Consider the following 13,435-nt stretch of genomic DNA (forward strand, 5'->3'; position numbering starts at 1 on the left):
TCACAATGGATATATCAAGTGCCGTGCCAACATTGAAGAAACAAACGCAACGCTATGATTTTAAACAAAATAATTAATTGTAAAAACGAGAGAGTGAATGCGTAAAATGAAAATTAATAAGAGGGGTTAGTGAAAATAACCAGCTAATTTAGCCATTTTCACTAATTAAAATTAGACAGATACTTTGGCGAATGCTTGCTTAACAACTTCAATACCAGAACCGGCTTTATGTGCGTTTTCGCTCAAGTGGCGGCGCCACTGGCGAGAACCAGGAAGTCCTTGAAACAACCCGATCATATGACGAGTAATGTGGTTCAAACGTCCACCTTGTTGTACATGAGTTTCAATGTAAGGCAGCATTTGCTCAATCACTTGTTCACGACTAACAATCTGATTTTGCTGATCACAAAGCTCATTATCCACTTGGCTTAAAATGTAGGGATTGTTATAAGCCTCACGCCCTACCATCACACCGTCAATACGCTCAAGATGTTGCTTCATCTCATCTATATTTAAAATGCCACCATTTATACTGATATGAAGCTCAGGGTAATCCTGCTTTAATTGATACACTCTTGGATAATCTAATGGAGGTATTTCGCGATTTTCCTTTGGGCTCAAGCCTTGAAGCCACGCCTTTCGTGCATGAACAATAAATTCCTCACAGCCTTTTTCTTTTACGGTTTCAACAAAGGTCGTTAAAAATTCATAACTGTCTTGCTCATCGATACCAATACGAGTCTTTACCGTAACCGGAATATCCACCACTTGCTTCATAGCATCAACGCATTCGGCCACCAACTCAGGCTCAGCCATCAAGCACGCACCAAAGCGCCCATTTTGAACTCGATCTGACGGGCAACCTACATTAAGGTTAATTTCATCATACCCTCGCTCAGCCGCAATTTGAGCACACTTTGCTAAATCGATAGGGTTTGAGCCTCCAAGCTGCAAAGCCAAAGGGTGTTCTTCGTCGTTATAGGCTAAGTAATCACCTTTGCCATGTAAAATCGCCCCCGTTGTGACCATTTCGGTATAAAGTAAAGCTTGTTTAGACATAAGACGCGCCATGTATCGGTAATGACGATCTGTCCAATCGAGCATGGGCGCAATGGAAAATGTGCGATTGATGATTTTACCCGAATTCATTGGTATCTCTAGATTTTTACTGTTTTCTTTAATATTCATATTTTCTGATATTTTTATACATTTTTGCCTATTTTAAATAGTTCAGGTACCCTCACAGCTACCCTGATTACTTTGGACGATTTGTAAAATGGCATACTTTCAGGTAGAAAAACGTACCAGTAACAAAACTGGAGTTGTTACCTACAAATGCTCTATTCGTGTTAAATCAAAAGGGAAGGTATTGTATAGCGAATATCGCAACTTTAGCAAAGCTCAAGCCGCAAATGCGTGGGGTAAAACTAGGGTTGCTGAAATTCAGATAAATGGAATACCAAACGAAAAAGCCGAGCTTCCGACATTGCAAGCTTTAATCAAACGATGCTTCGAAGATGATAGCATTAATTCAACCATAGGCCGATCAAAACGCTACGGATTAAATCTGATCTCCGATTGCGATATTGCTAAACACCCAATAGATCAACTCCAAACCAAAGACATAATTGAACACTGCAAGCTTCGGCGTGCAAGCGGAACAGGTGCATCAACGATTGCAACTGACGTCAGCTTTATTCGCTGGGTTTTCAAAATTGCTAGAGTGAACTTTAGTTACGAAGTTAACAACCTTTGTATCACTGATGCATACGATATTCTTTATTCTCAAAACCTGATAGCAAAATCCACTAAGCGTAGTCGAAGACCAACCGAAATAGAACTTGAAAAGTTAAAGAATGGTCTTAAAGAAAGACAAGCACAACGAGCCAGCGCAAATATTCCTTATATCGACATTTTAGACTTCTCAATATTAAGCTGTATGAGAATTGGCGAGGTCTGCAAAATCACTTGGGAAGATCTGGATGAAGAAAACAAAGCAGTAATAGTCAGAGACAGAAAAGATCCTCGCAAGAAAGCTGGCAATCATATGCTTGCCCCTCTGATCGGTGGTGCATTTGAATTAATAATGAAGCAGCCTAGAAAAGATGATCGCATTTTCCCGTACAATTCAAAGTCTGTCACTGCTGGCTTCCAAAGAGTGAGAGCAAAACTTGGTATTGAAGATCTCCGGTATCATGATCTTAGACGTGAAGGTGCAAGCCGATTATTTGAGAAAGGCTATGTTATTGATGAAGTGGCTCAAGTTACAGGCCATAGAGACCTCAATATACTGTGGCAAATTTATACTGAGTTATTTCCAAAACGGTTGCATGATAAAGAGCAGAAAAAGTTAAACAAGCAATGACTCGAGGATGATGTCCAGTAGCTCCAAAGCAAGTAGGCAGGGTAATTTGGGTAACCCTGCTGTGACTTGTAGCTATCTACATAATTTAATTTAGCTTAACTTGGATACATAGCGTTATTAATAGTTATTATATAGGTAACATAAGGGTAATCTGATTATCTTTTTCAAATCCATCACAGCTACACGACCCCATTCTATTGCCATTTTTAACTGACACTTCTAACACGTTTGGACAGAAACAAGTTAACAATCTGTTTTTAAATTTTATTTTTTCAATTAGAAAGTCTGAATCAAGGTTAGACGTCGTTATTGAAGAGTCAATAAATTTCCTTAGGAAAAGTGAGCTTATTTAATTGCACAGAAAAGTATGTTTCGGTTCTGCAAGTACGACGAGCTACCACCAAATGGTATCTAAAGGTAAATGATACTAACCAAATGATTTTGCTGACAAGATTAAGTAAATGTTAATTATTGGTATCATTATCACAAAATATAACATTACTATTAGATACAATGTACTTAGAGGCCTTTTCCAAAAGGTTACCAATTATTCGTTGGGTCTCTTTTTACGTTGGTTTAATGTCACGATTTTATAGGACGTTAACCTATCTGTAGTGGCATTGTTTAATAAGGAAACTTAACAACCACCGTCTAAAAGACGGTGGGTTACTTTTTGCGGACTTAAAGTCTGCTACTTGGCTTCAGTGACTCGATTTACTCAATATCAAAATTATCATTACCTTTCCTTTCGAAATGATGTTCAAGATATTCTGCGATCATCTCTTTTGTTAACTCTCCTGCTGTGACACCAAAGTAGCCACGGGCCCAGAAGTGCTGGCCCCAATATTTCTTTTTTAACATTGGGTATTCACTGAATATTTTTGTAGACGTTCTGCCCTTGATTCGCTTCATTATCAATGAGGCTGGTATGGTCGGTGGAGCTGAAACAAGTAAGTGAACGTGATCTTTACTTATGACACCAGGTAATATCTCAATTTCAAGATATTCGCATATTTGTCTGACTAAATCCCTCACTCTTAAGCCCACGTCCCCTACAAGAACTTTATATCTATATTTTGTGACCCATACGAAATGATATTCAATCTTGTATTTTGTGTGAGAGCCTTGTCGGTATTTCATCCATACATAATAAAGGCAACCGCTAGCTGAAAGCTACCCGTCTGAAAGACGGGGGTTTTAACCATATGCGAGACTAATAAAAGTTAACGTCAAATTAGACAAGCCCAGAGTATTCAGTTCAGTGGTGTTTAACGCTGAGCAAATCGATGGTTTATCAGAAATTGAAGTCAATAAACTTCCAGACTGGCAACGGCATGAACGAGCCGAGAAAACCTTACAAAACTCAGGTGTACCGATTCATCATGATCAATCTGACAATGCTTACTATTGCCCAGCCACTGACAGCATCCATCTACCAGACCGAAACCAGTTCCAAACCGCAGATTCCTTCTACGCCACAGCCCTCCATGAGCTTTGCCACAGCTCTGGAATTGAAAGCCGTCTTAATCGAGACATGACAGGGCGCTTCAGGGATGAGTCCTACTCCAAAGAAGAGCTCAGAGCCGAAATTGGCTCACTGATGCTTGGTGACGAGCTGCAAATAGGTCATGAGTTTGGTCAACACGCTGCTTATGTGGATCATTGGATTAAGATGCTACAGGATGATCCCAAAGAAATTTTGCGGGCATCTAGGGATGCGGAGAAAATTCATGGATTTGTGATGAGGCTGGAAAATGAAAAGGTGCTTAAAGTTAAGATTAAATCCAATCAGCAAGTGACGCCATTAATCAGAAATTTGAGTAATTCTTTAGGACGAGCAGAGAGCGAGGATCTTCAATGAGTGAAAAACGGTCAAATAAGGACATACAGAACAATGGTGAGTAAAGTTTGACAATCTGAGCATCGTCATCTCAAAAAAGTTCACCATATATGGTGATATCAATGGTGATTAAAATCACTAAAATAAAGAAGGTCTTAGATCTAATTAACACTTTGAAGTTTGAGTGAAAGAGAAGTTAATTAAGAAAATAAGCAAGGTGACTAAGGTATTGTTTTGATAAGTCATACTTAGGGTCAGAAGAAGAACATATCACATTTAGTTTATGGATACGCGAGAGAGGATGCATGAGAGTCTATTCTTGATACATGAATCGATGAGATAAATGCCAAAAGAGTACTTATTACTAGAAAACCCAAACTAGACAGTTGTTATGACAAAAGTTGGGAAGTTATTCGGGAGAAGTATGACCAAAAGTATTAAGTCTTTGACATCAATATCCCAATTCGAAACACACTCTCTTGGTTGTTTAATCCGGGTATTCAAGTGATCTCGAATGTTCGAAACAGCCAATTAACTGAGTACAACGCAAACCCATTACAAGTTGGTCTGAATTACCGATTTGACAGCTTTGGAAAGTCTCAATCACAAGTAAGTAAACCGAATGTTCATAAATCGAATAAAACGAAACCGCCAAAAAACAGCAGTTAAGTCGTCAAAAGTTTTGACTTCCAGTTCTCAAATTCGAGTTGCAAAGCATCTGAATCGTCAGTTGTTGAGATGGCCAAACCCATTATTGCATCAAAGCCTAGGATACTAAATGAAGACATTTACTTTGGATTTGCAATGTCACTGCTCACTAAACACGACCGAAATACGTCATCTGATTTTGTGTTAAGCCTAATGACTAAAATGTAAACAAAGTCACGATTGTTGCGGATGCCAGTGCAGTAGGGCCGTCGGCCTTTAGCCAATGGCTGTCAGAGCGACCATCTCATGCTGTTAGTCATTGTTTTAAAAAGCATAACATCCAATTTTCTACGGTGATCATTCGAGGAGAAGGCGAGTTGAAGCCAGTATGCCAAGATAATACCGAGTCGTGCAATTCACGCAATCGACGAGTTGAGATCATTGTTAGGTAAGTCAAAGGCAAGGACACCGCCTTATTTTCATATATAAAGGAGCATTTTTCTGTGCGCGCCGAGTTTACTAATCCAGTTAAAAGTAATATTAAATCGAGTTCGTGTGATTTCAATACCGCTATCAGCGACAATATAAGGAAGATAGAGGATAAGTATTCTGTTATTGTATGGGGTGACGTTCTCAATGGCGGTGTTTTCAATAATGAAAAAGTCCCCGATAACATAAAGTTTGCTGATTCGGTCTCTTTGTTTTCGTCTCAAGGATCATCTGTTGTGCACATTGACAATGAAAACATCATTACTTGGGGAGATCTCGCTCGTAAACTCAAGATCCTACCTCAATACCATGTAAAAGATGTCCGTCAAATCATCGCTAACAAATTTGCATTTGCTGCGCTTACAAGTGACCGTAGTGTTGTCGCATGGGGAAAGTACACTGCTGGCGGTTGCATGGGCAAGATCAGAACGATGTTGCATAACGTCGAGTTAATCTACAGTTCAGATTATGCATTTGCAGCGTTAAAGCAAGACGGTAGCGTTGTAACATGGGGCAGTACTTATAGTGGCGGAGACAGCAGCCGAGTTAGTAAACTACTAACTGATGTACATACCATCTACAGTAATAGCTTTGCTTTTGCTGCTTTGAAGCGTGACAAAACCGTGGTTTGCTGGGGAAATTGTGCTTCAGGTGGATTATGCGGAAGTATTGATAACCCAATAAGTAATGTCGAATCGATTCAGTCAACTAAAACTGCATTCGCTGCGCTAAAGGCTGATAAAACCGTATCAACTTGGGGAATAGCTGCTAATGGCGGTAATAGCACAGCAGTACAAGCATTATTAGAAAATGTTGAAAAAATCTACAGTAATGATTACGCTTTTGCTGCTTTAACCGACACCGGTGAGGTTGTTTCTTGGGGACGCTTATTTAACTTCATGCATTATCATTCGCTCCATAATCGACTTACTAACATTGTTCATGTTGCCAGTACGGAATCGGCTTTTGCAGCATTATCGTCGACAGGTTCTGTTATTACTTGGGGAGACATGCAGCAGGGGGGAGATTCGTCTGCTGTATCGGGTTTACTCACTGATGTAGTTGAGCTGTTTAGCACTCAGGGAGCTTTTGCTGCGCTAACAACTAATGGCAAAGTTATCGCGTGGGGAAACCAAACTTATGGAGGTAATACGATGCATGTAAAAGACGAACTCCTTAATATTGAGACTGTTTATAGCACTGATTTTGCCTTTGCTGCACTTAAAAAAGATGGCACCGTTGTGACTTGGGGAGCGAAATCAGCAGGGGGAAATAGTCAGGCCGTTAAACATCAATTAAAGAATATTATCGCGATAGAAAGTACGGAATCCGCGTTTGCTGCAATAAGGAAAGACAATAGTCAGCGTGTTACAAAAACATGCTAGGAATAGAGGAAACCCCCTAAAAGAGGGATTTTTTTAATAATCACCCTAATGTAACATTAATAGTGTGAACAATGAATTAGACTTCGGCTTTTAACTGGATTCTGGTACTTTACTTTGTTCGAATTTTCATTTTTTTCATCCCTCATACTTTTGAGTTTGATATTTGAACCCAAGCGGTTAAGGTTTATTCTGCCCTTAACTGCTTTTTTTATTTTTGCGTGTTAACCATTATCTGTGTCGACAATATTAACATTTAAATACTCCTGTTCGATGAAGCGTGAGCCAACAAACTGACCGTCATTAAATATTTCAATGCTGTTACTTTGTACCTGACCACCGAATACACCGATTGCTGTGATACTTAACTTTTGGCAGGATAACTGGTCGCGGTAGGAATGAATATTACTACTCACCCCCCGCACAGATCCGGACGTGCGCTACTAACGCATCCGGCTCCTACCTCGAGTTCTGGCGTCAAACCTTGCTTCAGGATAAGGGTGCATAACTCTCGGAGAAGGGATAAAAATATTGCAATATTTTGAAAACCTTTCCCACGTCATTGTATTTCTTTGGCTTCGGCGCCTTAACACTTTAAGCCAAGCCCTCTTGAGTTCAAGTATGAAGAAACCTATTGAGTTCATATTTAGTGGAACAGAGTAATAATTTAGATGATCTATTACCACCTTGTTCAACTACCGTCCTGTTTGATGTATCTTGTGATGAAGACGTTTCCCTTTGAGTTCACTTCTGATCCGCTTTAACTGCTTAATCAGTCTTGTTCTCTGTGTTTTTCGTTTCACCATATATACACCTTTTCTTGATTTACAAATATAGTAAGTAAAGCCAAGAAAGTTGAACGTTTCACTCCTCTTATTCTCTTTCATCTTTTTCGCTTTCCAAGCAGTCTTTACACCGAAGGCTAATAGTTTAGTCTTTACTGGATGTAATTTGAGTCCAAAACTTCCTAACCGCTCATGCATTAGCTCTAAACAGTGTGTGGCTTCTTCTTTTATCTCGAAACCAAGCACTGCATCGTCTGCATATCTAACGACACTTACCTTTCCTTGGTAGTTTCGGCGAAGTGTGTTTATCCAAAGATCAAAGGCGTAATGCAGGTATACGTTCGCAAGTAACGATGATATCACTGCTCCTTGGGGTGACCCTATGGACGATTTTTCTCTTTGCCCATTTGGGGTTAATATTCCCACTTTTAACCATTGTTTGATTATCTTTAGCACTTTCTTGTCACTGATCCGATGCTCAATAAATTACATCAACCAGTCATGCTCTATTGTGTCAAAGAATTTTTGCAGATCTAGATCTAATACCCAATTTATTCGATTTCGTTTCAAGGCTACGGTAAGTGCGTCTAAAGCATCGTGTTGACTACGTTTAGGACGAAAACCATAGGAAAATCCAAGAAAGTCAGTTTCGTAAATTTGGTTTAGTATGGTTACTAAAGCTTGTTGAACTATTTTATCCTCTAAGCAAATAACACTTAACGGTCGTTGAGTGCCATCTCCTTTTGGAATGAAAACTCTACGTGCTGGTTTCGGTTTGTATTTACCACTATGAAGCCTGTGGTTTAAGCACTCAATCCTTTCAGACAGACTGCATTCATACATTTTCCACGTCATACCGTCGCACCCTACTGCTGAGTCTCGTTTTAGTAGATAAAAACTGTCTCGCAGTAAGTTTTCATTGATGATTGAGAATAGATTATTAAAGGTTTGGTTCTTGTTCTTGATTGCCAGCATCCTTGTGTAGCTGACAAGATGCGGAAATTCAGTATTGAGGAATTTACAAACGTATTGTGTGTAAAAGTTTTTAAAATCTCGATACCGAGTGACATGGAATAAAATAAGAATCGTCATTACTTCACTCATGGATAATGAGCATTGGCATTTTCTCTACTTTGTTCCTGATTCAATTAAGAATCTTTCCCACTCTGGCACAAACTGTTGGCAAAAGTCATCGACATCTACGAATAATGCTTCTAAATTAAACATGCTTTAGGACTCCATGATTAATCTTCGGTCAAAAGATCTGATCATGCCTCAAGCATTTAGTTCAATTTCTTACGCAGAGCTGAGGTTAAAATAGGATCTCCCAAGTTCCGTACATTGAATGTATCTGCATGCATAGGGTCTTCGACCCCGAGAGGCACTTTGCAAGGCTCGCCTATATCGCCCTGAAAGTTATAGACTTCTGCATAGATTAACAACATCGTCGCCTCCAAATTGGTGATTACGTGGCTCAATACCTAGCCTACAGACACCCCTACCAACACTTCACATTACCTGTTACCAGTGCAATGCGCATAGCTCGAGGACTAGGCGAGTGGCTAACTCTTTCCTAAAAGGGACTTTCACCCTATATTCAAATGCCAGCTTTCTTGGCGTTCTAATCATTCACCAGCATCTCTTGAGTTTGGTGACGCAAGGAGATTGATCTAACATTGTTACTTGCTCGATCTTTTTATGGTGCTTTTCTGTTCTCATGAAAAAGAAAAAAACTTTTGAGGGTGAGCCACCAACGGTTAAATCTCTTGGCGGCGAAGCCAACACAAATCTTTATATTCAAGAACTTTGGCAAAAGCTTCGAGAATACGAAGATAGATTGAAGCAGTCCTCTCGAAATTCATAAAAATCACCGTCTTCAGATGCACCTGAAGCTAAGGCTGAGCGAAAAAGCTCAAATGCCTCGTAGCCGAAATAAGGTGGGCGCTCAACCAGGGCACACGGGGCACAAAAGACCGTTAGCTGAATTGTCTGATACTGATAAGGTTATTGAGTGCAAGCCTCAGGCTTGCTGCTCAGCTTGTCACCATCACATCAAAGTAAATGAGCAATGCAGTCGCCGTCATCAAGTCTTCGATTTACCCAAAGTGCCTTTGGAGATCACTGAAGATCAAGTCTTTCATGGCCACTGTGAATATTGTAATGCCACCTACAAAGGAGAATTACCTGAAAGTGCCCCTAAAGGCCAAATAGTTGCTCGTTTAATGATTCATATCGCAGTGTTAGCAGGAAAGTACCACTCAAGTGTTTCTCAAACTCGACAGTTACTACTTGATCAATACGGAACGACTTTTTCAACGGGAGCGATTTCAGAAGCACAAGGAAAAGTCAGTTCTATGCTCACTCCAACGCACCAAAGCTTGAAAGAGCATATCCACAAAGCTTGGTATGTCCATTGTGATGAAACGTCCCACTTTCGAAATGGCGAGCAAGGCACCCGATGGTGTTGGTCGATTTCATCACAAGATGCTGTATTTCAAACAGTTCGATACTTCAGAAATAAAGACAACGCCAAATTTATGTTGGGTAAGTGCGAGAATAATATCGTCATCACAGATCAATATGTGGCTTACAACTTTATTAATCCCGAAAAACATCAGCTTTGTCTTGCTCACGTATTACGTAACCTCTAACACATGGCGGACTACTCAGGCGGAGGATTGACTTCGCGGATAGGGAAGAAATTGGTACTAATCCTTCAAGCAGTATTTCGAATTCAGCATCGATACGAGCAAAATCTACTGACGGAGATTCAGTGGTTAAGAAGAATGCAACGCCTGAAGCAGAGCTTTAAAAGCTTACTGGAAAAAGGTGCTGAAACTCCATCAGAGAGATACTCTGGCCGATGTCAACACTTATTGAAGTATGAAACAGGTTTGTGGGTTTTTGTTACTTATCAAGGGACACCACTTACCAATAATGAAGGTGAACGTTGAATTAGAGGTACGGTTATTATGCGTAAAAACTGGTTCGATACCAGCTCAGATAGAGGTGATAAGTTTCGCTCAAGGGTTTTGTCAGTGATTGAAACTTGCAAAAAACGTGGGTTGTCTGCACTCGAAGTCATATCGGAGATTGTTACAGCCGTAACAGAAAGAAAACCTTATCCAGATGTGTTTAATCTCACCAGCGATTAGTCAAGACTACGCTGGTGAATGCTTACCCAAGCCCTAACAGTAGACTTCGATATGCGTTAGAAAGCTTGTTATTGTTATTTTTCTTTGCATTAAACACTTCTAGCTTTATCGCATACGAGTGTGAATGAATAACTATGTGTTTTAGAACACCTTCTCTAAATTTATACAAAAAAAGCTGACTTTATTTGGCAGCTTTCTACACTAAAACTAAGTCATCACTTACCTAACATACGAGTTAACGTCTGATCTTTTAGAACAAAGTGGTGTTTCAGCACCCCTGCAACGTGAAGACCTAACGTCGCAATGATCACCCACATAAGCACTTCATGCATTTCATGACCGAGTCCAGCCAGCATTTCATTTAGCGGAACAGCTTTTTGGGTCACCGGGTCAAAGTTCGCTGCAACAAGTTCAATACCAAACATATTAACGCCATATCCTCCCGCACCTGACATCAACATGCCAGAAACAGGAAATAATATTGTCGTCAATAGCAACACCCAATGCACCAATTTCCCAATTTTTACTTCAATTGGTTTCATCTGCGCAACGGGAGTCAACCAGCCCTCTTTGAGCCGCCAAATGACTCGAAGTGCGACAAAGAATAAGATCAATACCCCAAATGACTTATGCCATTGATACAATGGGTAGGCTTTAAACTCTGCCATATACCAACCAACAGCTACTAAAGCTATCATTCCCCAACCGACTAGCCAGTGCATTGCTATCGTTGGTTTTGATAATTTCTTATTATTTGTTTGCATCTGCTCTCCTATGCATTTTACACTCACATCTGTGTAGACAATTAAATCATCATATAATTATTTTAGAAACTAAATACTTACTGTATTGCATAGTAACCGTCTGCCAAACCACACCTAGTAAATTCACTGAACATCGACATAGTGGTAATTTTGTCAGAGGCGAACACTCATGCGTAATGATCACAAAAGTTCTGAGGAGTGGCTCAAAATTCTAGAAGAACAACTCGGCTCAGGGTTAACCATTGGACAATGTTGTCACGCTAAATCTATTCCCATACCATCATTTCATAATGCGAAAACTAGGATCAAACAGCTACGCAAGGAAGTTGAGCACGTCAAAGGTAAAGCGCCTGCTGACTTTATTTCCCTTATCACAGAGCCTCACTGAAATAATTCTGACGAAGCGCTGACTTTAGCGCATGGCGCAACACAGCTCAGTGTTCCCAAATCAAACAGCGCTAAGTGGTTGTCAACATTAATCAAGGAGCTTAATTCATGAAGATGTTCGTTGATGCTCCGCAAATTGTAAACATTCATCAGCGTAGTCTTTACTAATCACTGGTGAGATTACCTATCTTTTACAAGACTAATAATAAGAACAGCTAAAACGACTAAATGAGTCTTGAGCCACTTGATATAAGGTTAAAACTGTGAAGCCAGTGAGTTGATGAGTTCCATCTGTGATTCCGCACCACAAATAATAATATTCAACTAAAAAAACTCTTTGAATTGGTGACGACTAAATGCATTTGCAATCAATATGATACAAGTAAGTATTGAATTTCTCGAATATCATATGATAGAGCATTTTCATCAACTCACTTTTTGTCGTGTACAGTGATCAAGTTTTTTGATTCAATACTAATATTTGTGGTGCGAAATGACGGACATAGAATCACGGTTACAACTAAAAATATCGAATCATCATAAGATGATTCGATATTAATACCAGTAATTATTACATCATTGTAACTGTTACAGGCACTGAAGCAGACCATGAATCAGGTAATTCAGCAGTCTTAAATGCTACTTTCAAACTAGAAATATTGCCTAAAACCGATGAGGCAACATTTGTATGGTCGGCATCATTTAGGAAAGATTTAATAAATGCATCATTCTGATTAGGAAGTTGTGTGTAACCAGCTCCATTAAACATTTTATTAGCGAAAACTGTAGCGAAAGAATCAGTATTGTCTTGAATCAAAGTCTGAAGTCTACCGATCAGTGTTTGCTCTTGAGCAGAAGTTGCAGTAATAGCAGGGCTACCTGTAGTATTAGGGCGTAGTGCCGTAGACAAAATATTGTTATTCACAACAAATTGAAGAGTTCCATCTTCACTTGCTGCTCCGCCCGTTTGAGTTTTAACTGGCATTTCAATATTTAAAGATTCACCATATTTCACAACTTGGTTCATAACTTGAACTTGAGGATACAAGCCAACACCAGAAACAGATGAAATATTTTTCATAACACCTTGCAAATATTCAAGCGGATCTTTCGAACTCAAATCATATGTAGTCAACTCTTCCGCGCCGGTACCACTTTTCGTTCCAGTGTCTTTATCAACGTTATAGTAATCTTTGGTATCCTTGGCTTGATCTGTAATTTGCCAAAGCCAAACTTTTGCGGTGTTCGTAATTCTACCTTTAATTTCGAGTTCTCCAGTGAAATTGCCATTAGCAGATTCCTCAAGTGCTGCGAAAGCAGTAGTTGATGTTAAGATTGACAACGCAATAGCAGTTTTAAAAAAATTTTTTTTCATATTACTTTCCAATTTACTGATTAATGAATTTATTAATTCATTCATTCATTTATTTATTTATTTATTTATTTATTACAAAATATGATTATTTTTACTTAAACACCTCCTGCGAATTTTAAATTTACATTTGAAGTGTCAATCTTTGGAACAATATTCCTAAAGTTCACTTGACTCACAACTCGTAACTCAATTCTCTTTCCACTTTCAATAAGTGATTCAAGAAGCAAGGTAAATTAAAACTTTAA

General features: G+C 39.3%; 9 protein-coding genes and 2 pseudogenes. 5 read left to right on the forward strand and 6 right to left on the reverse strand.

The window, feature by feature from the left end; translation table 11 throughout:
• Window positions 1–171 precede the first annotated feature (171 nt).
• Window positions 172–1,188, reverse strand: coding sequence for a tRNA dihydrouridine(20/20a) synthase DusA (gene dusA / locus AC1EU0_RS03130; protein ID WP_480300463.1), 1,017 nt, complete (start codon window positions 1,186–1,188; stop codon window positions 172–174).
• An 88-nt stretch (window positions 1,189–1,276) separates the two neighbouring features.
• On the opposite strand from dusA, the gene AC1EU0_RS03135 reads away from it, so the two are divergent.
• The gene (locus AC1EU0_RS03135; RefSeq protein WP_480300464.1) at window positions 1,277–2,365 is read left to right on the forward strand and encodes a site-specific integrase; all 1,089 of its coding nucleotides are present in this window, start codon (window positions 1,277–1,279) and stop codon (window positions 2,363–2,365) included.
• A gap of 714 nt (window positions 2,366–3,079) precedes the next feature.
• Here the strand turns inward: AC1EU0_RS03135 and tnpA are convergent.
• Complete coding sequence (tnpA, locus tag AC1EU0_RS03140; protein ID WP_480300465.1) at window positions 3,080–3,505, reverse strand: IS200/IS605 family transposase; 426 nt, start codon at window positions 3,503–3,505, stop codon at window positions 3,080–3,082.
• Between the two features lie 121 nt (window positions 3,506–3,626).
• Here tnpA and AC1EU0_RS03145 point away from each other — a divergent pair, with 121 nt between their 5' ends.
• Together AC1EU0_RS03145 and AC1EU0_RS03150 are read left to right on the forward strand one after the other, a co-directional pair.
• Window positions 3,627–4,226 carry an ArdC family protein gene (locus tag AC1EU0_RS03145; protein ID WP_480300466.1) on the forward strand — a complete coding sequence of 200 codons (600 nt, stop codon included), beginning with the start codon at window positions 3,627–3,629 and terminating at the stop codon, window positions 4,224–4,226.
• A gap of 1,130 nt (window positions 4,227–5,356) precedes the next feature.
• Window positions 5,357–6,727 (forward strand): RCC1 domain-containing protein, encoded by a 1,371-nt coding sequence (locus tag AC1EU0_RS03150; RefSeq protein WP_480300467.1) that lies wholly within the window; start codon window positions 5,357–5,359, stop codon window positions 6,725–6,727.
• Window positions 6,728–6,948: 221 nt separating this feature from the next.
• On the opposite strand, the gene AC1EU0_RS03155 is transcribed toward AC1EU0_RS03150, so the two are convergent.
• Both AC1EU0_RS03155 and ltrA read right to left on the reverse strand, forming a co-directional pair.
• Window positions 6,949–7,140 carry a hypothetical protein gene (locus tag AC1EU0_RS03155; RefSeq protein WP_480300468.1) on the reverse strand — a complete coding sequence of 64 codons (192 nt, stop codon included), beginning with the start codon at window positions 7,138–7,140 and terminating at the stop codon, window positions 6,949–6,951.
• Between the two features lie 279 nt (window positions 7,141–7,419).
• Window positions 7,420–8,613 (reverse strand): annotated as a pseudogene (gene ltrA, locus AC1EU0_RS03160) (group II intron reverse transcriptase/maturase).
• 613 nt (window positions 8,614–9,226) lie between these two features.
• Here ltrA and tnpC point away from each other — a divergent pair.
• Window positions 9,227–10,664 (forward strand): annotated as a pseudogene (gene tnpC, locus AC1EU0_RS03165) (IS66 family transposase).
• 215 nt (window positions 10,665–10,879) lie between these two features.
• Here the strand turns inward: tnpC and AC1EU0_RS03170 are convergent.
• On the reverse strand, window positions 10,880–11,428 hold the full coding sequence (locus AC1EU0_RS03170; RefSeq protein WP_480300469.1) for a cytochrome b: 549 nt from the start codon (window positions 11,426–11,428) through the stop codon (window positions 10,880–10,882).
• Window positions 11,429–11,597: 169 nt separating this feature from the next.
• Here AC1EU0_RS03170 and AC1EU0_RS03175 point away from each other — a divergent pair, with 169 nt between their 5' ends.
• Window positions 11,598–11,816: a hypothetical protein gene (locus tag AC1EU0_RS03175; protein WP_480300470.1), complete on the forward strand. Its 219-nt coding sequence runs from the start codon at window positions 11,598–11,600 to the stop codon at window positions 11,814–11,816.
• A 570-nt stretch (window positions 11,817–12,386) separates the two neighbouring features.
• On the opposite strand, the gene AC1EU0_RS03180 is transcribed toward AC1EU0_RS03175, so the two are convergent.
• Window positions 12,387–13,190: a F4 family fimbrial subunit gene (locus AC1EU0_RS03180; RefSeq protein ID WP_480300471.1), complete on the reverse strand. Its 804-nt coding sequence runs from the start codon at window positions 13,188–13,190 to the stop codon at window positions 12,387–12,389.
• Window positions 13,191–13,435 lie beyond the last annotated feature (245 nt).

The organism is Parashewanella sp. 2210YD4-3, assembly GCF_056591735.1.

What these genes read in the sequence shown, in the direction of transcription:
- AC1EU0_RS03175 (WP_480300470.1), top strand. Translation starts at nt 11,598, where the DNA reads ATGCGTAATGATCACAAAAGTTCTGAGGAGTGGCTCAAAATTCTAGAA.
- dusA (WP_480300463.1), bottom strand. Translation starts at nt 1,188, where the DNA reads ATGAATATTAAAGAAAACAGTAAAAATCTAGAGATACCAATGAATTCG.
- tnpA (WP_480300465.1), bottom strand. Translation starts at nt 3,505, where the DNA reads ATGAAATACCGACAAGGCTCTCACACAAAATACAAGATTGAATATCAT.
- AC1EU0_RS03170 (WP_480300469.1), bottom strand. Translation starts at nt 11,428, where the DNA reads ATGCAAACAAATAATAAGAAATTATCAAAACCAACGATAGCAATGCAC.
- AC1EU0_RS03180 (WP_480300471.1), bottom strand. Translation starts at nt 13,190, where the DNA reads ATGAAAAAAAATTTTTTTAAAACTGCTATTGCGTTGTCAATCTTAACA.
- AC1EU0_RS03135 (WP_480300464.1), top strand. Translation starts at nt 1,277, where the DNA reads ATGGCATACTTTCAGGTAGAAAAACGTACCAGTAACAAAACTGGAGTT.